General features: G+C 66.7%; 24 protein-coding genes. 14 read left to right on the top strand and 10 right to left on the bottom strand.

Features of this window, described 5'->3' with window-relative positions; all coding sequences use genetic code 11:
• Positions 1 to 30 precede the first annotated feature (30 nt).
• From ACFWYW_RS38235 to ACFWYW_RS38225, 3 genes are all read left to right on the top strand, one after another.
• Positions 31 to 1,143 carry a DUF6461 domain-containing protein gene (locus tag ACFWYW_RS38235; RefSeq protein ID WP_379617113.1) on the top strand — a complete coding sequence of 371 codons (1,113 nt, stop codon included), beginning with the start codon at positions 31 to 33 and terminating at the stop codon, positions 1,141 to 1,143.
• Between the two features lie 189 nt (positions 1,144 to 1,332).
• The gene (locus ACFWYW_RS38230; protein WP_379617111.1) at positions 1,333 to 1,524 is read left to right on the top strand and encodes a hypothetical protein; all 192 of its coding nucleotides are present in this window, start codon (positions 1,333 to 1,335) and stop codon (positions 1,522 to 1,524) included.
• 1,404 nt (positions 1,525 to 2,928) lie between these two features.
• The gene (locus tag ACFWYW_RS38225; RefSeq protein ID WP_379641195.1) at positions 2,929 to 4,374 is read left to right on the top strand and encodes a DHA2 family efflux MFS transporter permease subunit; all 1,446 of its coding nucleotides are present in this window, start codon (positions 2,929 to 2,931) and stop codon (positions 4,372 to 4,374) included.
• Here ACFWYW_RS38225 and ACFWYW_RS38220 read toward each other — a convergent pair.
• Positions 4,344 to 5,255, bottom strand: a complete 912-nt coding sequence (locus ACFWYW_RS38220; RefSeq protein ID WP_379617107.1) for a LysR family transcriptional regulator — start codon at positions 5,253 to 5,255, stop codon at positions 4,344 to 4,346. The genes ACFWYW_RS38225 and ACFWYW_RS38220 overlap by 31 nt on opposite strands.
• A gap of 279 nt (positions 5,256 to 5,534) precedes the next feature.
• Between ACFWYW_RS38220 and ACFWYW_RS38215 the strand changes: the two genes are divergently transcribed.
• The 4 genes from ACFWYW_RS38215 to ACFWYW_RS38200 all read left to right on the top strand — a co-directional run bounded on the left by ACFWYW_RS38215 (position 5,535) and on the right by ACFWYW_RS38200 (position 10,046).
• Positions 5,535 to 6,968, top strand: a complete 1,434-nt coding sequence (locus ACFWYW_RS38215) for an MFS transporter (RefSeq protein ID WP_379617105.1) — start codon at positions 5,535 to 5,537, stop codon at positions 6,966 to 6,968.
• Between the two features lie 156 nt (positions 6,969 to 7,124).
• Entirely contained in the window at positions 7,125 to 7,958 is an 834-nt protein-coding gene (locus ACFWYW_RS38210; RefSeq protein ID WP_379617103.1) for a fumarylacetoacetate hydrolase family protein, read from the top strand.
• 8 nt (positions 7,959 to 7,966) lie between these two features.
• Entirely contained in the window at positions 7,967 to 8,461 is a 495-nt protein-coding gene (locus tag ACFWYW_RS38205; RefSeq protein ID WP_379617101.1) for a VOC family protein, read from the top strand.
• Positions 8,462 to 8,516: 55 nt separating this feature from the next.
• Entirely contained in the window at positions 8,517 to 10,046 is a 1,530-nt protein-coding gene (locus tag ACFWYW_RS38200) for a bifunctional 3-(3-hydroxy-phenyl)propionate/3-hydroxycinnamic acid hydroxylase (RefSeq protein WP_379617099.1), read from the top strand.
• Here the strand turns inward: ACFWYW_RS38200 and ACFWYW_RS38195 are convergent.
• The 3 genes from ACFWYW_RS38195 to ACFWYW_RS38185 form a co-directional block, all read right to left on the bottom strand.
• On the bottom strand, positions 9,995 to 10,777 hold the full coding sequence (locus ACFWYW_RS38195) for an IclR family transcriptional regulator (protein WP_379617097.1): 783 nt from the start codon (positions 10,775 to 10,777) through the stop codon (positions 9,995 to 9,997). The genes ACFWYW_RS38200 and ACFWYW_RS38195 overlap by 52 nt on opposite strands.
• Before the next feature lie 10 nt (positions 10,778 to 10,787).
• Positions 10,788 to 11,723, bottom strand: coding sequence for an amidohydrolase family protein (locus ACFWYW_RS38190; protein WP_379617095.1), 936 nt, complete (start codon positions 11,721 to 11,723; stop codon positions 10,788 to 10,790).
• A gap of 77 nt (positions 11,724 to 11,800) precedes the next feature.
• Complete coding sequence (locus ACFWYW_RS38185; protein WP_379617093.1) at positions 11,801 to 12,805, bottom strand: VOC family protein; 1,005 nt, start codon at positions 12,803 to 12,805, stop codon at positions 11,801 to 11,803.
• 204 nt (positions 12,806 to 13,009) lie between these two features.
• Here ACFWYW_RS38185 and ACFWYW_RS38180 point away from each other — a divergent pair, with 204 nt between their 5' ends.
• The gene (locus ACFWYW_RS38180) at positions 13,010 to 14,080 is read left to right on the top strand and encodes an NAD(P)-dependent alcohol dehydrogenase (protein ID WP_379617091.1); all 1,071 of its coding nucleotides are present in this window, start codon (positions 13,010 to 13,012) and stop codon (positions 14,078 to 14,080) included.
• 10 nt (positions 14,081 to 14,090) lie between these two features.
• Positions 14,091 to 15,518: an aldehyde dehydrogenase family protein gene (locus ACFWYW_RS38175; protein ID WP_379617089.1), complete on the top strand. Its 1,428-nt coding sequence runs from the start codon at positions 14,091 to 14,093 to the stop codon at positions 15,516 to 15,518.
• Between the two features lie 30 nt (positions 15,519 to 15,548).
• On the opposite strand, the gene ACFWYW_RS38170 is transcribed toward ACFWYW_RS38175, so the two are convergent.
• The 3 genes from ACFWYW_RS38170 to ACFWYW_RS38160 are packed head-to-tail and all read right to left on the bottom strand — an operon-like array spanning position 15,549 to position 16,586.
• Positions 15,549 to 15,983: an ATP-binding protein gene (locus tag ACFWYW_RS38170; RefSeq protein ID WP_379617087.1), complete on the bottom strand. Its 435-nt coding sequence runs from the start codon at positions 15,981 to 15,983 to the stop codon at positions 15,549 to 15,551.
• Entirely contained in the window at positions 15,967 to 16,383 is a 417-nt protein-coding gene (locus tag ACFWYW_RS38165; RefSeq protein ID WP_379617085.1) for a histidine kinase dimerization/phospho-acceptor domain-containing protein, read from the bottom strand. The genes ACFWYW_RS38170 and ACFWYW_RS38165 overlap by 17 nt, the downstream gene beginning before the upstream one ends.
• Positions 16,368 to 16,586, bottom strand: coding sequence for a hypothetical protein (locus ACFWYW_RS38160; RefSeq protein ID WP_379617083.1), 219 nt, complete (start codon positions 16,584 to 16,586; stop codon positions 16,368 to 16,370). The genes ACFWYW_RS38165 and ACFWYW_RS38160 overlap by 16 nt, the downstream gene beginning before the upstream one ends.
• Positions 16,587 to 16,739: 153 nt before the next feature.
• Here ACFWYW_RS38160 and ACFWYW_RS38155 point away from each other — a divergent pair, with 153 nt between their 5' ends.
• The 5 genes from ACFWYW_RS38155 (at position 16,740) to ACFWYW_RS38135 (ending at position 20,781) form a co-directional block, all read left to right on the top strand.
• Positions 16,740 to 16,901 carry a nuclear transport factor 2 family protein gene (locus tag ACFWYW_RS38155; protein ID WP_379617082.1) on the top strand — a complete coding sequence of 54 codons (162 nt, stop codon included), beginning with the start codon at positions 16,740 to 16,742 and terminating at the stop codon, positions 16,899 to 16,901.
• A gap of 69 nt (positions 16,902 to 16,970) precedes the next feature.
• A complete protein-coding gene (locus ACFWYW_RS38150; protein WP_379617080.1) occupies positions 16,971 to 17,498 on the top strand; it encodes a flavin reductase family protein in 528 nt (175 codons plus the stop codon).
• Between the two features lie 793 nt (positions 17,499 to 18,291).
• Entirely contained in the window at positions 18,292 to 19,035 is a 744-nt protein-coding gene (locus ACFWYW_RS38145) for a response regulator (protein ID WP_379617078.1), read from the top strand.
• An 86-nt stretch (positions 19,036 to 19,121) separates the two neighbouring features.
• Positions 19,122 to 20,045: a hypothetical protein gene (locus ACFWYW_RS38140; protein WP_379617076.1), complete on the top strand. Its 924-nt coding sequence runs from the start codon at positions 19,122 to 19,124 to the stop codon at positions 20,043 to 20,045.
• 31 nt (positions 20,046 to 20,076) lie between these two features.
• The gene (locus ACFWYW_RS38135) at positions 20,077 to 20,781 is read left to right on the top strand and encodes a hypothetical protein (RefSeq protein ID WP_379617074.1); all 705 of its coding nucleotides are present in this window, start codon (positions 20,077 to 20,079) and stop codon (positions 20,779 to 20,781) included.
• A gap of 615 nt (positions 20,782 to 21,396) precedes the next feature.
• Here the strand turns inward: ACFWYW_RS38135 and ACFWYW_RS38130 are convergent.
• The 3 genes from ACFWYW_RS38130 to ACFWYW_RS38120 form a co-directional block, all read right to left on the bottom strand.
• The gene (locus tag ACFWYW_RS38130; protein WP_379617072.1) at positions 21,397 to 21,897 is read right to left on the bottom strand and encodes a helix-turn-helix domain-containing protein; all 501 of its coding nucleotides are present in this window, start codon (positions 21,895 to 21,897) and stop codon (positions 21,397 to 21,399) included.
• A gap of 88 nt (positions 21,898 to 21,985) precedes the next feature.
• Positions 21,986 to 22,357, bottom strand: coding sequence for a hypothetical protein (locus ACFWYW_RS38125; protein ID WP_379617070.1), 372 nt, complete (start codon positions 22,355 to 22,357; stop codon positions 21,986 to 21,988).
• 202 nt (positions 22,358 to 22,559) lie between these two features.
• Complete coding sequence (locus ACFWYW_RS38120) at positions 22,560 to 23,162, bottom strand: TetR/AcrR family transcriptional regulator (RefSeq protein ID WP_379617068.1); 603 nt, start codon at positions 23,160 to 23,162, stop codon at positions 22,560 to 22,562.
• Between the last annotated feature and the right edge of the window lie 8 nt (positions 23,163 to 23,170).

Genomic DNA, 23,170 nt, shown 5'->3' with positions numbered 1-23,170 from the left:
CTCGCCTTGACCCCACGAGGAGCATAGGAAATGTCCGTCTTCTTGACATACCGTGAGCTCATCGGGTCGTTATTCGAGGTGCCCGCTTGTCTCACGTGGGTGCGCGGCAACGATGTTGACGGCGTCGTGCGCTCCTTCGGCGGGCGGCCAGATCAGGTCAGCGAGGGCCCCTATGACGAGGTGTACGACTCCTATGAGATGGCGGCGGACGAGGGCGTCGTCCTCATATCACCGGTAGAAGACTGGATCTTGACAGTTGAACTGACGAGATACCGGGGAGCGGGACGGGATACCCTGCGGGGCCTGTCGGCGGGTGGCGAAGCCTTGGCCCTGGCATGGACTGGCGAACTCGACGCGGTGTTCACATATGCCACCAGGGGGCGGTTGGACGCCTCCTTCGATCCGGTTCGTCAAATGACAGATGCGTACGAAGCCGAGTACGTGGAGTGGTCCAGCAGGCATGGCATCACTCGAGCGCATTGGCAGGAGGATTGGCGGGCGGCTGCGTTCACCATCGCGGAGACCATCACGGGCGTCCGCGTGGACCAGGCGTGGAAGGATGGGCCGCACCTCGTCTTGAGGATCGAAGAGGCGGCGGAGGACCCTGACGAAAGGCCTCCATTGACGCTGCGTCCGGCACAGCAAGAACTGCTCGCCCGCCATCCGCTGGTAGCCGCGCTCGCAGCCGCTCTGCCCGTTGAGGAATTTTCCGAGGGGACCGTAATCGTGGCGCAATTGGCGCTTCGGGCGGCAGAGCCGTGGCAGCACCGTGAGCGATTGCTGCTTGACGAAGCGCTAGCGGCCATCGCGGCGGGCCACAGAGGGCCCGCGGTTCATGCGCTTCAGGCGGATTTGAACGTGGTGGCCGACCGATTCGCCGGACAAGCATCCCAGGCTATGCCCGCAGGCGCAGACCATGATCACCCGAACCCTGGTGCAGAGTGGGGGAAGCTGCTCATCAAGCAGAACGCGGTAAAGACGCTGATCAGCGCCTTCACCGAGGATCCGTATGAGGGGGTTACCCTGGCGATCCGGCACGCGAGAGTCGCCACCGCGCCGACACGCAAGCAAAACGACGACTACCGGATGGTAGGGCTCCTGGAGACGCTCGCCTTCTATGTCTTCAAGGGCTATAGCCCGTAGTGCCCGCTGCTCGGCAACCTGTCCGGTGCCAAAAGCTCGCTCATAGCGCTGGCCTGCGGTTCACTAGGTGTCAAGCAGCTCTGCAATACTCGTGGATCAGGCCGCAGACGGCGCTCCGTCGCTCTATCCGAGCCGAGCGGCCTGTGCCAGTTGTAGGGGCGCTCATACTCGGCCAGTACACGGGCGCAGATGCCGCTCACCGTGAACCAGAAGGTGATCGAGGCATTCGCGCCGGAGCATGCCGACGAACCGCTCGGCGAACGCGTTAGCCCGTGGCGAGCGCGGCGGGACCTTCAGGACCCGCACGTCCGCCCCGGCGAGCACATCGTCAAATCCTCCACCGAACTTTGTGGGTTCCGAAAATTCGTCCACCTGACTTGACCTGGAGTTATTCAGGTGTCGATCACTCTCGTCTAAGCGAACGCTCAGCCTGATTTGAGCGGACGCTCGACTCCTAACGACCTCGTGGGCTTGCGTTGTGGGACACAACGATGCGCCAGCGCCAGTCGGACAGGACCGAACGTCAAGGACGCATGATCGCTCGGTGGTTGCTCGCGTGTACGCGGCATAGGCCGGTATGCGGCGGCACGCACCGACATCCCGCTGATGACAATCGCGCAAATGGTGGTACGAATCGCCATCACCCGACACCGGCTGACATCGATCAAGGAAACTCATAATCCGTGGGTCGTGGGTTCAAGTCGCACCCGCCCTACTCTCCCATACCGCGTTTGACGTGGGGTTTCTCGGAGTTCAGCCCTCTGGAACCTCGATGTTGATCATGATTGGTCGCTCGGTGATTGCTCGCGTGTGCGGACCGCGTCACCCGGTAGATCATTTAGGCCGCCAAGGTCATCTCAGACCCCAAAGACGACCACGCGAGGCCCTGCCGGAACGCCCGCCGAAGGTGTGGCGGTCATGATTGATCTGCCGTTTGGTCATGTATCCGCCAAGCCGCTTGTGCCGGGGGCGCGGCACTTCGTGTCCGGCAAGACGTTGGCCTGTAGCTGGAGTACATGCGCCCGCCCGTTCATGGCCGGTGTCTGGTACCAGGCCTGGTAGCAACCTGTGGGGCTCATAAATTGGATGCGGTGTCTCACCTGCGGGTTCTTGATGGCTTCAGCTAGCGGCGATCTTGTGACCGAGGCGGGTCAGTTCGCCGTGGACCCGCCTGTGGCCCCAGCCAGGATTGTCGGCGGCCATGCGCAGCACCAGAGCCTTGACCGACGCCGGCTGTAGTCCCACTTGTTCGCCACGAGCTTGCGGTGCCAGGTCAACAGGGTGGCCGGAGTGACTGAGAAGATCTTCGACCAGCGGCGGCGGGTATCAGGCGCGAGAGCGCCGCTAGCCACGGGCGGTCGGCTGGTTCGTCATGCACCCGTGTGACCTGACGGCGCAAGACCGCGTTCTCGTGCCTGAGCACCTGCAGTTCCGCCTCCTTGGAGACGTCACTGCGCAACAACAGCGCGGGCAGAGACAGCAGACGTCGAGTGACGGCGTACACCGTGGACAAGAGCACGAAAGATGATCCCAGGCAACCCAGAGCAGCCACTCAACGACCCGAGGAGTGCCGATCCCACGAGGCGAAGGACTCCAGCGCCGACGACGATTCGTGTTTTCGAACCCCACAGCACTGGCCGGAGGTTTCCGCTAGGCCTCCGAGCACAACCTATAAATATTTCGTATGAAGTAATATAAAACCGCCGCCTTCCTTATAGCAGCAGCTTCGAACAACATGGGCATGTCCGCCGCCTACCCAGTCATAGCTGCATCCAGGGAGACCGCATGGCCACCGCTGCCCCCGAGAACGAGGACCGGCTCGACGCCGGTGTCCTCAAGGTCGCGGGCGTCGTCGTCCTCGGCTTGATCATGTCGATCCTCGACATCACCGTCGTCAGCGTCGCCCAGCCCACGTTCCAGCAGATCTTCGAGGCGAGCCCCGCCAACGTCGCCTGGTCGATGACCGGGTACACGCTGGCACTGGCGACCATCATCCCGGTCACCGGCTGGGCTGCCGACCGGTTCGGGACGAAGCGGCTCTACCTGCTTGCGCTGTTGCTGTTCGTAGGGGGCTCCTTCCTGTGCGCCATGGCGTGGGATGTCGGTTCGCTGATCGGGTTCCGGGTGGTGCAGGGCCTTGGGGGCGGCATGTTGATGCCGCTCGCCATGACGATCATGGCTCGTGCGGCCGGACCGCACCGCATCGGGCGCGTGATGGCCGTGCTCGGCGTACCGATGCTGCTCGGGCCGATCTGCGGCCCGATTCTCGGCGGCTGGCTGATCGAGAAGGCCAGCTGGCACTGGATCTTCCTGGTCAACGTGCCGATTGGCGTTGCGGCGCTGGTGTACGCGCTCCTCGCGCTGCCCAGGGACAGGCCGAAACCGTCCAGGCCATTCGACTTCGTCGGCATGCTGCTGCTCTCACCGGGTCTGGCGCTGCTGCTGTACGGCGTGTCCGCGATCTCCGAGGAGGCTACGGTGGCCGCGGCCAAGGTTCTGGTGCCGGGAGTGGCCGGGGTGGTGCTGTGCCTGGCGTTCGTCTGGCATGCGTTCCGGCCCGAGCACCCGCTCATCGATCTGCGGCTGTTCAGGAACCGGCAGCTCGCCGTCGCTGCGATCACGACGTTCCTGTTCTCGGTCGCGTTCTTCGGCGCGACGCTGTTCATCCCGTCGTACTTTCTTCAGGTGCGCGGGGAGGGCACGTTGACCGCGGGGTTGCTGGTCGCACCGCAGGGCATCGGCGCGATGATCACGATGCCGCTGGCCGGCCGGGCGGTCGACCGGATCGGTCCGGGGAAGATCGTGGTGGCGGGGCTGATCGCCATCATCATGGGGATGGCGGTGTTCACCCAGGTCGGCGTGGACACACCTTACCCGATGCTGCTCGGCGCGCTGTTCGTGATGGGGCTCGGCATGGGCGCCACGATGATGCCGACGATGACGGCCGCCCTGCAGACGCTGAAGGACCAGGCGATCGCGCAGGGCTCGACGTTGGTGGAGATCATCCAGCAGGTCGCCGCGTCAGCCGGAACAGCCGTGATGTCGGTCGTGCTGACCAGCCAGATCAACAGCACGCCCTCCGCTGATGACACGGCCAGCGCTTTCGGCGCCACGTACGCCGTCGGTATGGCGTTGCTGGTGCTGACGTTGGTGGCAGCGTTCTTTCTGCCACGCCGGAAGCCGGATGAGCCAGGTGTGGTTCACGATTCAGAGTTGAGCGCGACCCGCTGATCGAGCCGCTGCGACGTGTCTCGGATGACATGGCGCAGCCAGACATGCCCCGCGTCATCACCGTGTGCCGGATGCCACCAGAACATCTCGATCAAGGTGCCGAGATCGACCGGGCAGTCCACGATGCGCAGCCGGTCCGGCCGCCCGAGGTGTTCGGCCAGGCGGCGCGGGACCAGTGCCAGGCGCCTGTCCCTGCTCACGAAGTGCGGCAGGGCGTGGAAGCTGTCGACCTGGATGCGGTTCAGGTGAACGCCCGCGTCCGTCAATCGGCGCTGGACCTCGCTGCCGATCCCGGGATCGTGGTGGCAGATCATCCATCTCAGCGCGAGGAGATCCTGAGCAGGCTCGTCCGGGGCGACAACGCAGACCCATTCGTCGCGGAAGAGTTCCTCGTGCGGGATGCTCGGCGGCGCGCCATCATGCGGCAGCACCATCCCGTCCACTGACCGCAAAGCGCTGCCGTTCTCGCCCGCCTCGATCCGCCCGACCGGTACGAACCGGAGCCGCGCCTGCGGTGCCTGCTCCTCCAGAGCGTCCAGAAGTGCCGGGCCGATTACGGCGAGCGCGTAGTCGGAGATCGCGATCACGAACTCCCGCTCGCTGGCGGCGGGATCGAAGCGCGACTTGGTCGCGAACAGTCGATCGCTCAGCTCCACGACGCTGCCCGTCTGCTGTTTGAGCATCGCGCCCAGGGGCGTCAGCTCGTAGGTGTTCCCATCGCGGCTCATGAGCTCGTCACCGAAGTGGCGCCGGAGGCGTGCCAGCATGGCACTCGCCGCGGGCTGGCTGACACCGATGCGTTCCGCGGCGCGCGTCACGCTGCGTTCTTCCAGCAATGCGTGCAGAGCGGCGATGAGATTCATGTCCGGGCGGGCGACCATGAGCCCAAGCTATCAGAATTTAGTATAAGCCTATATGTAACCGTGGCCTTCCTTATATCCGCAGGATTCGCCCATCATGTGCGTGTTACGTCGGAGTTCGCAGAGGTTACATAGTCCGTTCAACCGCTGACGAGCCGGCGGAGAGGACGTGTGCGGCAGCCACCGCGACACGCGGACACCCCCTACCCATACCGATCCTTTCCATAGATTCAGCGGAGGTTGACCGTGGCGACCCTGAGGACCGGATCCGAAACACCCCACCACATGTCGTCGGGGCGCATGACGACGGTGACCGTCGTGGTGCTCTACGCGTGCCTGAGCATCGCGCTGACCAACAACATGCTCATGCCGCTCCTGCCGTCCTTGGAGAAGGCGTACCACATCAGTGCCATCGCGGGTATCTGGATCACGCTCGTGAACCAGCAGGCACAGGCGATTTTCGGGCCATCACTCTGCCGGATCGGCGACAACCTCGACATGCGCAAGCGGATCGCGATCGTCGGGCTGGTCAGCATGGTCATCGGATCGATCATCTGCGCGATCAGTGCCGAGTTCGCGCTCCTGCTGCTCGGCCGGGTGCTGCAGGGCGCTGGTGTGGTGGTGTTCCCGATGCTCACCGGCCTGGTCACCGAGGAGTTCACGGACGGCAGGCGGAAGTTCACGGTCAGCTCGCTGCAGACGGTCTCCTTCGTCGGGGGCGGCGGCGGTAGCGTCGCCGCGGCACTTCTGGCCCAGTCCTACAGCAGCTTCGAGGTGGTCTTCTGGCTCTCGACGGTGCTGGCCGTCGTGGCGCTCGCCCTCGTCATCTTCTGCATCCCGGCCGACCGCCGGGCGCGCACCTCGGAAGTCGGCGGCTGGCGCGGGGCGGACCTCTTTGGCGCGGTCGGACTGGCGGCTCCGGTCATCTGCCTGCAGCTCGGCCTGACCTTCGGCCCCATCAACGGCTGGGCCAACCCCTGGGTGATCGGCGCGCTCATCGCGACGCCAGTCCTCTTCCTCGTCTGGGTACGTCACGAGAAGCGGGCCGCGGCTCCGCTGGTCAGTATGGACGTCTTCTTCTCCCGGCCCGTCCTGATCGCCAACCTGCTCTCGGCGCTGACCGGCTTCTGCGTCTTCGGAATCGTCGTGGCGACCAGCAGTTACGTCCAGATGCCGGTCATGGTCGGCCTGGGAGTCACGGCCGTCGTGGCCTCGCTGGCCGTCTTGCCTGCCGAATCGATGATGGTCGTCTGCGGCCCGGTCTCCGCTCATCTTTCCAGCCGGTACGGCAAGGGCGTCTTCCTGATCGGCGGCTTCGCCGTGATGGCGGCCGGCATGGGATTCCTCTACGCGATGCACGATTCGCTGCCGTCCATCCTGCTGGCCCTGGTGGTGGTGGGCATCGGCCTGGGCATCGTGATCCCGTGCACCGGCCTGATCTACGTCGAGGACATCGCACCGATCCATGTCGGCCGGATGGTCATGCTCAGCCCGATCATGGCGGGTAGCGTCGGCGCCGGCCTCGGGGGCGTCACCTTCGGGGCGTTGATGTCCGGCATGACGATGCCGGGGACTCATGTGCCCTCGGAGTCGGCCTTCACCACGTTCTGGCTGCTCGCCGCCGGCGTGAGCCTGCTGGCCGCGCTCGTCTCCACCGTCTATCGCCTGGGCGAGCGCAGAGGACGCCTGGACGACACCGCCGAGAACGGCGTGCTGACCCCGAGCGCTTCCTGATCCTTCAGTCCGGCTGGGCGGCGGGTCACCATGGGTGGCCCGCCGCCCGGCCGTGTGCTGCGACCAGCCAGGACAGCGAGTCCTGATTAACAGGACTGCTTTCTCTTATTTCAGGAATCATGCTAGCGTGAGGTGAGTTGAAAGCGAGGTGAAGTGATGCGGTTCGTATCGCTTGAGTACGAGGGTGTCCGGCATGCGGCGGTGGTGCGCGACGGCTGGGCCGTACCTCTGGAGGGGGTGAGTGAGCTGGGCAGGCAGACGCCCCTGGAGGTGCTGCGGGCGCCGCGGCTGCGCGAGGACTCACGCCTCCCGCTGGAGCGGGCCCGCCTGCTCCCGGTGGTGCCGGAGCCGCAGAAGATCATCTGCGTCGGCCTGAACTACCTGGCGCACGTCGACGAGACCCGGCGCGAGCTGCCGACCTATCCGGTGCTGTTCACCAAATTCCCATCCAGCCTGATCGCCCACGGGGACGCCATCGTGGCGCCGCCCGAGTCCGCGCAGATCGACTACGAGGCCGAGCTGGCCGTGGTGATCGGGGCGCCCGCCCGCCGTATCGCCAAGGAGCGCGCGGCCGAGGTGATCGCCGGATACGCCGTCGCCAACGACGTGACGATGCGGGACTACCAGTACAAGACGCACCAGTGGCTGCAGGGCAAGACCTGGGAGGCGTCCACGCCGATCGGGCCGGAACTCGTCACCCACGACGAGATCGGTGACCGGGTCGGCTCGCTGGACATCAGCCTCAGCCTGAACGGCGAAGTCCTGCAGTCCGCCAACACCTCCAAGCTCATCTTCGACATCCCGACCCTGGTCGCCGCCGTGTCGGAGTTCACCACGCTGCTGCCCGGCGACGTGATCCTCACGGGCACACCCGGCGGCGTCGGGTACCGCAGGGACCCGCAGGTCTTCCTCAGCCCCGGCGACAAGGTCGTCGTGACGATCGAGGGCGTCGGAACCCTCGAGAACACCGTGACAGCCGAGAGAAAGTGAGTAGTCAGATGGCCATCGTCGAACTCGGACACACCGGCCTGTGGGTGAACGACCTGCAGCTCATGCGTGACTTCTACACCCGGGTCCTCGGGTTGGCAGTCACGGACGAGGACGCGGAGCGCGAGATCGTCTTCTTCAGTTCGCGCCCGGATGAGGAGCATCACGAGTTCGTCATCCAGAAGGGGCGTACGGCAGTGGCGGGCGCCAAACTCACCCACCAGATCTCCTGGCGCATCGATTCCCTGGAGACGCTCATCGAGTTCCATAAGCGGTTCAAGGCCGAGGGCATCCCCGTGCAGCAGGAGGTCACCCACGGCAACGCCTACGGAATCTACTTCTTCGACCCGGAGGGCAACCGCAACGAGGTGTACGTGAAGGTCGACCGCGACGTGCGCCAGCCGTTCCGCAAGAGCCTCAACCTCGACCAGTCGGTGGAGGAGATCGAGGCGGAGGCCGAGCGGCTGCTGACCGACAGCGGCCCGGCCTACCAGCCGGTTCAGTAGCGAGAGCAGGGCGGGTGGGCACCGAGCCCACCCGCCCTTTTTAAGAGGAGGTTCGGTGCACCACAGAGTGCTCGAAACGGATGTGGCGGTGATCGGCGCCGGTCCGGTCGGAATGACGGCTGCCGCACTGCTGGCCGCCTATGGCCTGAACGTCTTGGTGGTGGAGCGCAACCCCGGCACCAGCGACGCCCCCAAAGCGATCAGCATCGACGACGAAGCACTGCGTGTGTACCAGGCGGCGGGGCTGGCCGACCGGGTCATGCGCATCATCGTCCCCGGCACCGGCACCAAGTACTACGGCGCCGACGGCGAGCCGGTTTTCCAGGCACGAGCCGAGATCCCCTACCGATTCGGGTTCCCCTTCAAGAACCCGTTCGCCCAGCCCGACCTCGAACGCGAACTGCTCGCCCACCTGCGGGACGACCCCCGCGTCGAGGTGATGCTGAGCACCGAACTGGTCGGCGTGAGCCAGGACGGCGGCTGTGTCGAACTGGAGTGCCGGGCCCCTGAGGGCCCGCTCACGATCCGGGCCGCCTACGCCCTCGGCTGTGACGGCGGGCGCTCGTGGATGCGGGAGTGCCTGGCCATCGGGATGACCGGGCGCAGCTTCGACGACGTCTGGCTCGTCGCCGACGTCCTCGGCGACTCGCACACTGAGCGGTACGGCATGCATCATGGCGACCCGCGACGCCCCCACGTCATCGTCCCCGGACGGGATGGCCGGTGCCGCTACGAGTTCTACCTGTATCCGGGCGAGTGCGAGGCCGGGCAGGCGCCGCCCTACGAACTGCTCCAGGAGCTTCTCAAACCGTTCAGGCCGCTCGCGCCCGAGCAGGTGCAGCGGGCGGTGACCTACCGGTTCAACGCGGTGGTGGCTGATTCGTGGCGTTCCGGGCGTTGCTTCCTGCTCGGGGATGCTGCCCACATGATGCCGCCCTTCGCGGGCCAAGGCCTGAACTCGGGAATCCGGGATGCCGCCAACCTCTGCTGGAAGATCGCCGACGTGGTGCGCGGACGGCTGCCGGACGAGGTCCTGGACACCTATGAGATCGAGCGCCGCCCGCACGCGGAGGCGACGGTGGCGCTGTCGGCGAGGCTGGGCAGGATCGTGATGACCACCAACCCGCGGCTGGCCCGGCGCCGGGATGCGATCGTCCGGGCGATGATGGAGTCACCGCAGCAGCGCGCCTACCTGGAACACATGCGGTACCGGCCGCCGCAGCGGTATCGATCGGGGCTGGTGGAGCCCGGAGCCGGCGCGATGATCGGCCAGCCTCGGGTGTACGACGTGGAGAACGGGCGGACGCGGCTGCTCGACGAGGTTCTGGGCAACGGCTGGGCCCTGCTCGGAGTGGGGATCACGGAGGCTCTCGGAACCGTGCGGCCGCACGCCCACATCGCGGTGGGCGAAGTCATGCCGGCTATGCCGCGCACTCTGGTGGACGTCGACGGCGGACTGGAAGCGGAGTTCGCGGCCTACCACGGCCGGTACGTACTGCTCCGCCCCGACCGCTTCGTGGCGGCAAGCTGGGCTCAGGATTCGACGATCTGCACCAATCCGCTGATCTCCTGGGCCGCGGTCTGAACGCTCTGGATGATGGCGCGCTCCGCCACCTGCGAGGTGCGGGAACTGACCGCCGCGACGCTCACGGCGGCCACGACCTTGTTCCCCTCGCCGAAGATCGGGGCGCCCACCCCCAGGACGTCGTGGTCCAGCTCGGAGCGTGACACCGAGTATCCGTCGGCGCGGATCTGCTTCAGCCGCGCCATGATCTGGTCGACGTCCGTCAGCGTGGCGGGCGTGAAGGAGTGCAGCGGCGTGGCGCGCAGCAGGGCCTCAGCTTCTGCGGCCGGGCTCCAGGCCAGCAGCACCAGGGCCGAGGCGCCGGCGTTGAGTGGCAACGTCATGCCGCGTTCGTAGGAGATGCGCACCCGGTGCCGCTGGGACTCGGCCCGGTCCAGGCAGACCACCAGGTCACCCACCCGCCGCGTCAGCAGGACGGTTTCGTGCACGCTGTCGGCGAGCTTGGTGAGGGTCGGCACGGCCACCTCGGACAGGCCGTAGCTCTTGCGGGCCACCCGGGCCAGCTCCAGCACGCGCAGCCCGAGGCGGAATCCGCCGCCTGGCGCCTCTTCGAGGAACCGGTTGGCCACTAGGCTCTGCAGGTACCGGTAGACGGTGGACTTGGCCACGCCCAGCGCGCTGGCGACGTCCACTCCGGACAACACTGGCCGCTCGTCCGTGAACATCCCCAGGATGTCGAGGGCACGATCGGCCGTAGTGTTGCGTTCGCGGTAAGAGCCCTGTCCTGACATGCGAGACAGCTTACTGCAGCAGCTCTAGCGCGTTGCAGCGGAACATGTCCGCGCGCGCCTTCGAGCTCAGCAGCGGGGTCTCTGCCAAGGCGTCCGCCAGCCCCAGGGCGGGCTCCAGCGGGGTGAACGGGAAGTCACTGCCGTAGTGCATGCGCCCGGGATCGGCGACCTTCAGCAGGGCGTCGAGCAGTTCGGGCACGGGCGCCCCTGCCAGGTCGAAATGCAATCGCTTGAGGGCTTTGCGGATGCTCGGAATGGTGCGGTTGAGCTGCGCCGTCAAGAGGGGCAGAAGCAACTCGATCCGGCCCGCGAGCACTGGCAGCGCCGCACCCGCATGCGGGACGATCAGGTTCAGCCGTGGGTGACGATCCAGCACCCCGGACAGGATGAGGTCCGTGATCGACCGGGTGGTCTCGAACATGAACTCCAGCATGGGACGCGGATAGCCCAGGCCGAGGTGCTCGCCGTGGAATGCGGTCGTCGGGTGCACGAAGACGACCGAGTCACGGCGTGCCACCTCGGCGTAGAGGGGTTCGAGCCGCTCGTCACCCAGGTACATACCGCCGTGATGGGTCTCCAGGACGATCCCGTCGGCGTCCAGTTCGTCGAAGGCGTAGCGCAGTTCCTCTTCCGCGGCCGGGACGTCGGGCAGGGGCAGGCTGGCGAAGAACCCGAACCTCCCCGGATGCGCGCGGACCAGACGCGCCCCCTCCTCGTTCACCTGCCGCGCCAGTGCCGCCGCATCGCCGAAGTGCACGCCGGGCGAGGAGATGGACAGCAGAGACCTTTCCACTCCGAGCCTGTCCATGGCCTGCAGCGCCAGCTCCTCGCTCCACTCCGGGAGACCCTTGATGCCGTCCGGCTGGGCCTGCCCGGCGGCTTCGAGGGCCTCCCGGTAGAGGTCAGGAATGAAGTGAGCGTGAACGTCGATCTTGATGTTAGGCATCAGCTTCCTCATGAAGTACGAAAACCGGCCGGCCGCACGAGGCGGCCGGCCATGAAGACCGACATCCGAATGTGGGTCTAGCCCTCCGCGCCGGCGTATTGAACCAGCTCGAGCAGCAGGCCGTTCGTGTCCCGTACGAGCGCCATGGTGTCGCCCGCAGGAGTACTCACCCATCCGGCACCGGTGGTGATCACCGAACCGCCCGCCTTCGTGATGGCGGACACCGCGGCAGGGAGATCGAGCACCTCGAGCCCGATCGCATAGCCCCCCACATCGGTCAGGCGCAGCTCGTAGGGCGTCGCGTCCTCCGCCGTGGTCTCGAAGAACGTCCATCCATGCATCGGCGGAGTTCCCGGGACGCGCATCTCGCCGACCCGCGACTCGCCGTCCGTGGTCAGGCCGGACATCCTCATCAGGCTCTCGTCACGTGCCCACGGGGATGCCGCGATCTCCAAGCCGAACTCCTCGCGGTAGAAGGCCACGGTGTCACCGAGGTCCTTGGGCACGCTGCGAAAGCTCGGGAACACGATGTTGACGCCGAGATCCTGGGTGAGCTTGGCCGGGCCCGGGGTCTCGCCGAACTTGTTGGCGACATGCTCGGGATTCACCCTGACGAACTCCACATAATGGCCGTCGAAATCCTCCACCACGATGGCCTCGGTCGGGGCGGGATCGCCGGGGAACCCGATCTGCACGGGCGCGTCACCGACCGTGATGACCTTCACGCCGAACTCTCGCGCGGCCTCCAGGGCGGGGCCGATCTCGCGTAGGTCGAGGATCAGCTGCACAGCACCGGGGTCGTAGAACCGCGGGTAGCTGGAGCCCCGGTCGAGATCGGTGAACTCGGCCAGCCGCATCACGATGTCGGAGCCCGGAATCCTGAGTTTCGCAATGCGAAACTTAGTTCCCGCAGGAATGTCGTACAGCTCCTGGAGCAGGGCGGAGATCGGAGTCGGCTGGACCAGCTCGGTCGTCCGGTCCAGCTCCGCTCCCAGTGCGCAGTAGAAAGCGCAGGCCTTCTCCAGGTCCTGGACCGCCACGATGTAGCTGGCGAACCTGATGGCGTTGGGTGACGTAGACATCTTTCTCCTTGGATCGTAGCGGGCAGCCAATGATGGCTATATCTACAGTTATAAGACAAAGCACAGTTCTATATAGAGTCATATAGAATAGTTATAAGTGCAGTTCAGCGCACCTGCCATCCAACTTCTTTAGGTGGTCTCGCATCACAGGACCTGGTACCTATTTAGCAAGACGCATAGGTGCTCAGGAGATGGAGATCCGTCATGCCGACAGCAGCGGTGGTGTGGGCCCCAGGACAACCCTTCAGCCTGGAGGAGGTCGAACTGGACGACCCGCGCCCGGATGAGGTGCGCGTCCGCATGCTGGCCGTCGGAATGTGCCACACGGACCTCAACGCGGCCAGCGGCGCCCTGCCATATCCCCTGCCGGGTGTCCTCGGACATGAGGGAGTCGGCGTGGTGGAGGCGACCGGCGCCGCGGTGACGCGGACACGGCCGGGCGACCGCGTCGTGTTGACCTTCACCTCCTGCGGCCGCTGCCGCGGCTGTCGCGGCGGCCACCCGGCCCACTGCGACCATCAGATGGAGCTCAACCTCTTCGGCGGCCGCCGAGCGGACGGCAGCGCCACCCTCCGGCACAAGAGGGCCGACCTGAACGGCCACTTCTTCGGCCAGTCGTCCTTCGCCACGCACGCCCTCGTCGACGAACGCGGCATCGTCGTCCTGCCGAGCCATCTGACCGATGCGGAACTACCGATCCTGGCCCCGCTCGGCTGCGGTGCCCAGACCGGTGCCGGGGCCATCCTCAACATCATCCGTCCCCGGCCCGGCGACACGATCGCGATCGCCGGAGTCGGCGCCGTGGGCCTGTCCGCGATCATGGCGACACGCATGACCCCGGCAGGGGCGGTCATCGCCATCGACCGGGTTCAGTCCCGGTTGGACCTGGCGCGTGAACTCGGCGCCACCCACACCTCGCTCGGCGAGTGCCCGCAGAATGTGGACGCGATCATCGACACCACCGGGAACATCGGCCTGCTGGAGATGCTCATCGACAACCTCGGAGTCGCCGGCCAGATCGCGCTGATCGGCGCGCCTACCGCCGGAACCCGCGCCTCCTTCGATGTGAACCGGCTCTTGCTGGGCCGCTCCATCCGAGGCGTGACGCTCGGCGACAGCGAACCGGAGACCTTCATCCCGACGCTGATCGACGCTCACCGGCAGGGGAGCTTCCCCCTGGAGAAGCTGGTGCGGACCTACCCCTTCGAGGACATCAACCGCGCGGCCATCGACGCCTCCGAAGGTGTCGCCGTCAAGCCTGTCCTCGTCTTCTAAGGAGAAACCCTTGCTCGGCCTCCTCATCAACGGCAAGCGTGTCCCCGCGCGGGACGCCCGGACCTTCCCCTGGACCTCGCCCGTCACGAGTGAAGTCCTCGCGGACGTGGCCTGCGCCGGACCTGCCGACGCCGACGACGCCGTCGCCGCCGCGTGGACCGCCTTCCACAGCTGGTCACGTACGTCCCACAGCGAACGCCGCCGCATCCTGCTGCGCGCGGCGGACTTGCTCGAACAGCACGCGCCCGAGCACTACGACGCGTTGACCCTGGAGACAGGCGCGGTCCGGCAGTGGGCCGAGATGAACATCGCAGAGGCCGCCGCGAACCTCCGCGAGGCGGCCTCGCTGACGAGCACGCCGAGCGGGTCTGTCCTGCCCTCTCACAACCCGGCTACCACCAACCTGGACCTGCGTCAGCCCGCCGGGATCGTGCTGGCCATGATCCCGTGGAACGCCCCCGTCGTGCTGTCCACGCGTGCGATCGCCATCGCCCTGGCCGCGGGCAACACCGTCATCCTGCGCCCAAGCGAGGCGGCGCCGTACGCCGCGGGCAACCTGCTCGCCGACACCCTGACCGAGGCGGGGATGCCCGACGGCGTGGTCAACGTGCTCACCTGCGCCCCCGCTGACAGCCCCGCCCTGGTGGCGACCCTGGTCGAGCGGCCCGAGGTGCGCCGGGTGGTCTTCATCGGCTCGACCCCCGTCGGCCGTTCGATCGCGCAGCTCGCGGCCTCGCACCTGAAGCCGGCGGTAATGGAGCTGGGCGGCAAGAACGTCACCGTCGTCCTCGACGGCACCGATCCCGATCGCGCCGCCGACCTCATCACCGTCTCAGCCTTCGCCAACTCCGGCCAGGTCTGCATGAGCACCGACCGGGTCCTCCTCGCCGAATCCCTCCACGACGATGTCGTCGAACGGCTGGCCGCCCGAGCCGAGGCCCTGACGGTGGGCGACCCGCGTTCACCCGCGACCGCAATCGGCCCGCTCATCAGCCGGCGTTCCGCGGACCACTTCCGCGACCTCGTCCTGGACGCACAGGCCCGCGGCGCCCGCGTCCTGGCCGGAGGCGGCGAACCTGACGGCCTCCTGGCCCGGCCGACCGTCCTCAGCGCCGTCGACCCCGCCGCCCGCTTCTCCCGCGAGGAGGCATTCTCCCCGCTGGTGAGCGTGCAGGCGTGCGCGACGGAGCCGGAACTGCTGGAGCGGGCGAACGGCACGCCGTACGGCCTCATCGCCTCGGTCCTGGCCGACGACACCGGCCGTGCGGTTCGGTTTGCCCGCCGGCTGGGCGTCGGCGCCGTTCACATCAATGGCCCCTCCGTGGGGGACGAACCCCATGTGCCGTTCGGCGGAGTCGCGCTTTCCGGATTCGGGCGGCTGGGCGGTACCGAGGCCTGGCACTTCTTCACCGAGCAGAAGACGCTCTACATCCATTGAGGAGATGGGTGGCGAAGAACCGCGTGTCGCTCAGCGACCCGTGACCGGGCGAGCCTCCAGCAGCAGGCGGAACGTGCAACCTCGGCCGGGCGCGGTATCCACCTCGAGTCGGCCGTTGTGGCCACGGGCGATGGCCGCCGCGATAGCCAGGCCGAGGCCGCTTCCGCCGCGGTCGCGTGAGCGCGACGGGTCCACTCGGAAGAACCGCTCGAAGATCCGCTGGGCCTGATGGGCGGCCAGGCCGGGCCCCTCATCGGCCACCTCCAGGTCCGACAGTGGCGTGCCCTCGGGAAAGGCGGGTGCCGCCCCGACCCTGCCGGAACGGTCGACGCCACCGGCCTCCCCCGCCGGGGCGATGCCGACGCGGACGTGGACGGGCGTGCCGGGCGGAGTGTGGGTCACCGCGTTCGACACCAAGTTACCGACGATCTGCCGCAGCCGGTCCGGGTCACCGACCGTCTCCACAAGCTCCAGCCCCGGCACCGAGCGGGCCCAGGTCGATCGGGTGGGGCAGGCGTTGCAGCGCGGTGGCACTGACCGCGTCGGCCGCGATGGCCAGCAGATCCACCGGTACCGTGCGGTAGTCGGGCTCCTCATCCAGCTTGGCCAGGGCCAGCAGGTCGTCGACGAGCAGGCCCATCCTCGCGGCGTTCTGCTGGATCTGCCGGGTGGCCTCCCGCACCTCTGCCGCGGGCAGTTTCTCGTGGCGCAGCGTCATCTCCGCGAAACCGCGGATCGACGTCAGCGGGGTGCGCAGCTCGTGCCCGGCGTCGGAGACGAAGCGCCGCAACCGCGCCTCCGACGCCTCGCTCTCGCGCAACGCCCCTTGCAGCCGCTCCAGCATCGTGTTCAGTACGGCGCCCACCCGGCCGATCTCCGTACGCGGTCTGTGTAGGTCAGCCGCAGATCCAGGTCACCGTCGGTGATGCCCTGCGCGGTACGTTCCATCCTGCTCAGTGGCCGCAGGCTGAGCCGTACCACCCAGCGACCGGTCACGATCACGGCGGCCAGCGCAGCCACCAGCAGCACCGCGTCGAGCAGCAGCATTGTGGGTGCCGAAGAATCCATCCAGCTGTGTTGAGCTGTAGTTTCTCTGGTGTTGATCACTCTTGTCTGAGCGAACGCTCAAGTGGGATTGAGCGGATGCTCAACAGCCGACTCAAACTGCAACGTCGTTGCAGGTCACGCACTGTGTGCGAGATTTGAAGCGTTACAGCCATCATGACGCCTGATGACAACGTCGAGATTCAGCAGCTATTGGCCCGCTACGGCCATGCGGCCGACTCGGCCCCCTATGAGCTGAGGGACGTGTTCACAGCCGATGTCGTCCACGACACGAGGCAGGCGGGCGGCCCGCACCACGGGGATAGACGCCCAGTATGAGTCGTTCACGCGGGGCTCGCTCACCACCGTTCCCGCGTGCGAGGATGCCGCGCCGTACCATCGTCCCCCATGGCTGAACTCGACAGCGCGACGAGGTCGATGCAGACGCGTGCACCAATCACCGCGCACCGCTTCCGTGACGTGCTCAGCCATTACGGCTCAGGCGTCACCGTCGTGACCTCGCTCACCGACGACGGCCAGCCTGTGGGAATGACCTGCCAGGCCTTCAGCAACGTTTCGCTCAATCCCCCACTGGTCATGTTCGTCGCCGCCGAGACCTCGCACACCCTCCAGCAGATCCGCCACTCCGGGCACTTCGCCGTCAACTTCCTGGCCGCCGACCAAGCAGACCTGGCCGCCAGGATGGCCATGAACGACCGCGACAAGTTCGCCAATCTCACATGGACCCCAACGGCCACCGGAGCCCCGCACATCGACGCAGTGGTTGGCTACGTCGATTGCACCGTCCACGACATCCACGACGCAGGCGATCACCAGATCGTCGTCGGACATGTCCGTGAGACGGACGCCGTCGCCGGCACCTCCGCGCCGCCTTTGCTGTATCAGCAGGGACGCTACGGAACGTTCACCTTCTGAGGGCCCCTATGGCAACCCCGCTGCGAGGACGCCAGTCAGCTGAGACAGTGCGCGCAGCCCGGTGCCGAGGGGCAGTCGGCAGAGGATCGGTGCGGCTGCCTGAATGCGCCACCAGTGTGGATGCAGAGAATCCGTCCGCATAATCTGACCTGGAGCTACTCAAGTGTCGAGCTGATTCTCCAGCCCGCGTTCGTAGCGGTGGTAGAGCTCGCCGCTGCTGCAGCTCCCGGCGCGTCATCTTCACCAGCCGCCCCATCGCCGACCGCCTTCGCCAACACCTGCGCCCGCTGGTCAGCGTCCACGGTCTCTGTCCTCCATCTCGATCGTGATCGGCTCGCCCCGGCGCCGGGGCGGGGAGGGGACCCGGCGCGCCTGCTGCCACAACCGCTCGGCCTGCGCTGCCCTCGACGGCCGGCGGCGGGCTCGTCCACCACGTCGACTCCTCGCCCGGCCGGGTCCGCACCTGCGGCGCCAGCGGCGGTATACGCACTGATGCCGGCCAGTTGCCGCTATCGATCCGGCGGGGCATCCCTGCCGACCGCTCGTCCGGCAATGACGTTTCGGACACGCCGAGAGACTATATATAAAAAATGTAGATCCATCGATAACATCTCTATAACGGGCATACTGCCCAGGCTTGACCGCGATGACGAGTTCGTCATGTACTCGAATCCGGCTGCAAGAGTTTGCCGCGATGTGAGCAAAAGAGATATCGAGTCCGGCTCACGTCAATTGGCGGACGACTATTCACCCTATGCACCCTGCTCGGCTCGGCCGCAGGTGAGCAACAAGAATGCGGCTAGGCGAATCCCGGAAGGCCGGAATGACACCTGCGCAGTCAGCGAGATTCGGCGCGGACAGGCATAGCGTACTCGTCGCAGATGATGAGGTGCTCACGCGCACCGGATTGGTGACTCTATTGGCGGATGACGGGAGCCTGCAGGTGGTGGCCGAGGCCGCCTGCGGAGAAGAGGCGGTGTGGCTGGCTGGCGAACTGCACCCCGACGTGGTTCTCATGGATATGCAGATGCCGGGGATAGGCGGGATCGAGGCCACCCGGCGGATCGTGGCGGCGGCCGCGCATGACTGGTCGCCTGCGGTGTTGATGCTGACGGCGCGCGACGCTGCCGACCATGTCTGTGCCGCGCTGAGCGCGGGAGCCGCCGGGTTCCTGTTCAAGGACACTCCACCGGAGCGGTTGTTGGACGGGGTGCGAGTGGTCGCGGCGGGTGAAACCTTGGTGTCGCGACCCGTGGTGCGGTACCTGGTGGAGGACGTTCCACAGCAACTGCCGGAAGGGCTGACGCCCCGGGAACAGCAGGTGCTGGCGCTGGTGGGGCGCGCCATTTCCAATCGAGAAATCGCCGAAATCCTCCACTTGAGCGAGGGAACGGTGAAGACACACTTGAATCGTCTGATGGCCAAGCTGGGCTTGTCGAACAGGGCCCAAGTCGTGGCATTGGCCTACGACTGCGGTTTGGTGACGGCCTGCCGCCGACGCTTCCAGGGAGAGCTGATTATGTACTGCGAAAGTTGACCCCAGCGGGTGGACGTCATGCGCAATACACACGCCTAGCGTGTTCTGTGTCACCGACTCAGGTCAGCCTCGCAGAAGGATTCTCAATGCGCAGACACATCCTGCTCTATGAAGGCAAGTGCGGTCGATGCAGCAAACTCGCGACCGAGGTCGTTGCGGTTTCCGAGCAGCGCCTGGATGCCGTGCGACTGGATGACCCACTGGCCGCGCAATGGGCGGAGGAGGCAGGGAAGCCTCTTCCCCTGCGGCCCGCGCTCGTGGTGCTCTCCTCGCAGAAGACCCGGTTGCTCACCGGGGTGTCAATGATCGCCACGCTCGTCCGTCATCTGGGCGCACGGCAGTCCGCGACGGTGCTGAGGGCCATCGGCGATGACCGTGGCAACGTCTCGGAGAAGCGGCGTGCCTTTCTCCGAACCGGAGTGGCCGGTTTGGCAGTGGTCACCGGATCGATACTGCTTCCCGGTACGGCACTGGCGGGAACAACGCCGGAACTCACCGCGGAGGAGAAGAGGGACCTCCTCGCCCAGGCCGCCGGATACGACCGCATGGACGTTGTGCGGCAGAGGCTTCTGCGCGCCGGCTTCGAACTGATGCCGCAGGAGGAGATCGTGGTGGGCACCGTCGCGGACGCGGCCGTCCTGTCGTTCTACGCCCGCAAGGACGGAGATCCCACCCGAGCCGCCGTGCTGGTGAGACGTGTCGCCCGGGGCCGGGTCGACGCCTCGCTCGAGTACGTGTCCGGCGATCCGAAAGCATTGGCATCCGGCGGCAGGATCAATACGGCCGCGCTGCAGGTCTCGCCCCTGTCGCTGGCTCGGCCGGGTGAGGCTGAACCGCTCAGCCCCAATGACTACTTCAGGTGCATGTTCGCGTGCATAGGCGCCAACTGCTCCGACCGCGCGCAGAATTGCATACGTCTGCCTACACTGGCACTGGCGCTCGCCTGCCTTCTCGTGGTGTGCGGGAGTGAGACGCGGCCGTGCCACGGAGTCTGCAAATCGGAGTGGTAGGGGGAGCGGTTCATTGACGAACCATGACCCGGTGAATGATGCGGCGACCGCACAGGCCGCCGCATCGCTGGTTCAGCGGTTGCTGCTCACGGGACGGTCACGGGCGCACACGTCCATCCACGTGGTGGAGCCGGGGGTGACCTCGGCCACGGACATGCTGGTGGACTTTCCCGCCCGTCGAGTACTCGGCAAAGTCACGACATCGATGGACGGAAAGGCCGTAGGGCCGGCCCTGCCCCAGTACTTCGCCGAAGGCGCCCTGCGCATGCCGGTGGAGACGACGACGGGCACGCACTGGGCCGAGGTGGAAGGCCCGACCTTCTGGGACTGGGAACTGGGCCTGCTGCTCGCCATTGGAGGTGTCCGGCCGGGACCCGCCGCGGGAACGGTGATGAATCCCTGGCTGGCCCGCGAGAACCTGACCGAGCCATCCCTCCGGACAGGGCTCGACACGACGCTGGCGACGCTGGGATGGCGAAACCCGCACTATCAGGCACCGACTCGGGCGATGGTGCACAGCGACGGGCTGGGCGTGCAGATGGAGGCGGAACTGGGTGACGAGCGCGGCCTGGCCGTCGAGGAACTGCGATACACCGGGTGGATCCGATCCGCCCCGGAGGCGGAGTTTCCGCCGTGGCCCGAGGCCAGTGCGCGCTACGACGCCGATTCCTTCGTGCGTGCGTTGATACCGGACTGGCCCGAAGAACTGCCTACGACGCCCTGGCAAGGGCTCTGACCGGTTCAGAGCTCCCCTCCACCAGTGGGCGGCGACGTCAGCGACGTTTGTCGTCGGTACATTGTGGGTGCCGAAAATTCGTCCACCTAATCTGACCTGGAGTCAGTCAAGTGTCGATCACTCTCGTCTGAGCGAACGCTCAGCCCGATTTGAGCAATTGCTCAGCTTCTACTTGGACGTCATGTCGTGCAGCTCAAGCGTTATGAGCGCAGGTTGCGCCGCAAAGGATCATTATTCTGACCAAGCCGTCAAAGTGACCTCGCGGTTGGATCGAGGAGGGCGCAAGATGCGCTGGCGTCGGCCGGACAGGACCGATCGCCACCGCCCCGACACCGGCGGACATCGATCAAGGAAACTCCTAATCAGCGGGTCCTGTGGGGCTCAATAATAGGATTCTGCGTCTGGCCTGCGGTTCTTATGGTGTCAGCTGGCGATCCGGCCACACCGCACTCGGAGGCCATCCACCGGCCAGCCGTGTCCCCAACCTCTCGGGGCAATACACCTAAACGACAGAAACCGTGGAGAGCCCCGTTGCGGAGAGATCCGCACGGCGGGTTCGGCGAGCGGCCTGGGGAAACGGAGCGGGAGCAACCCGCCACCGCACCCCAGGCCGACTCAACAGTCACAGGCCAACAGTCCTTTCGCCTGCAGGCGCAGGAACGTCCGCCACGAGGTGTCGACGCTTCGTGGCGCCAGCGGTTGTCGGCGTGAACGCAGAATCCGCCGCACCGTCGCCGCGCTGACTCGCACACCGAGCCGCACCAGTTCGCCGTGGACCCGCCGGTACCCCCACCTCGGATTCTCCTGGGCCAGACGAAGGACCAGGTCTCGGACCTCTTTGCTTGTTCCGGGGCGGCCGGCACGGTGGGGGTAGGTCCATGCGCGTCTGATCAAACGACGATGCCACGCCAACAACGTGTCCGGGGTGACCAGCCGATGAGCCCGCAGCATCGACGGCAAGAAGCGGGCCAAGGCCGCCAAGAGCGCCCTATCGGCCCAGTCCGGCTTCGGCCGGACGACCTGACGCTTCAACACAGCAACTTCGTGGCGGAGGACCATGATCTCGACGTCCTCGGACGCCTGGCTGCGCCCCAGCAACACCAGCCAGCCAAACACCCGGTCAAGGTCAGATACAGCAGACGAACCGACACAGACCGCGATCCTGCCTGCGCGGCGCCTGGAGGTCAAAGCCGCAGATCAAGCACTACGCGATGAGTTTTGAAGCAGTACAGGCGGTGAGTCGGTGCGGTGCCGGTCCTGCGCTCAGCAGGTCGCTCAGGACGTGCGCGGTTGCCAGCAGGCCGAGTGCGCCGGCTACTCCCGATCCGGCGTAGACCGCCAGGGCCGCCAGCGTCAGGCGCGGGGAGTTGCGCCAGGCCCAGCCTGCTATCAGGGTCACGGTGCGGATCAGGCCGCCGACCAGTTGACGCGTCCCGGCTTGGCCGGCCTGCGTGCGGGCGTCGGCCCGCGAGGGTGGATTGAGGTCTTCGACGCCGACCAGCGCTGGCCCCTGCTGAGCGGAGTCGGGGCGCTGGTGGGAAGGATGGAGGCGGTGGATGGAGCCGGAAGAAGACATGAGGAATCCTCATGCCGCCCTTTGGATCCCTTGGCCGCAGCATGTGCGGCGTTCGCTTCCGACCTTGCAGCGTAACTGCAACGAAAGCGGACAGGTGCGAGCGTAACGCTTCGGGGCGCATGGCCCCATGCCGTCGGCACGCCAGGACGCTTTCGGGCCGCTGCCGATGCGGGTGGCCGGCGCCCTGGGCGGGTCGGGACGCTTAGCGGTAAAGGTCGTCGATCGCCGCCTGCAGGCGGTGCTGGGCGGCCTGGCTGGTAGTGACGCCGATGAGCACGTAGGTGGCCAGGCCTTCGGCGAGCGCCACCAGGCTGAGCGCGTGCCGGTGCGGGTCTGCGCCGGGCATCAGGCGGCCGGCGCTCTGGTCGATGTGCAGCAGGTCGGTCATGTCCCGGTGGAAGGCGTCATACAGCTGACGCAGCCGGGCGGCGATCTGCTCGTCGGCCAGCGCCAGGGCGTGAAAGGACTGCCGTACACGTATGTGCGCCTGGCTGGCGGCGTCGTAGGGGATGAGCTCGTTCAGCACCGTGGTGAGCACCAGGCGGGGCTCGGCGGCCTGCAGGTCGGCGCCGGCCTTGGCCCGGATGCGGGCGCTGGACAACTCGTTGCCGCGCTCGAAGGCGGCTTCCAGGAGTTGCTGCTTGGCGGGGAAGTAGTGCTGCACCCGGCCGGGTGAGACGCCCGCCCGGGCGGCCGCCTCGGTCAGCGAGACCGCGGCCAGGCCGCGATCGGCGACGATGGCGAGCACCGCGTCGGCGATCTCATTGCGCCGCTGCGCGTGCTGCGCACCCGGCCCTCTGCCCATGGACCCTC

Source organism: Nonomuraea sp. NPDC059023 (genome assembly GCF_042740095.1).
Taxonomy (GTDB): Bacteria; Actinomycetota; Actinomycetes; order Streptosporangiales; family Streptosporangiaceae; genus Nonomuraea.
Note: the sequence above shows the minus strand (reverse complement) of the source record. Positions and strands in the feature narration are given on the sequence as shown.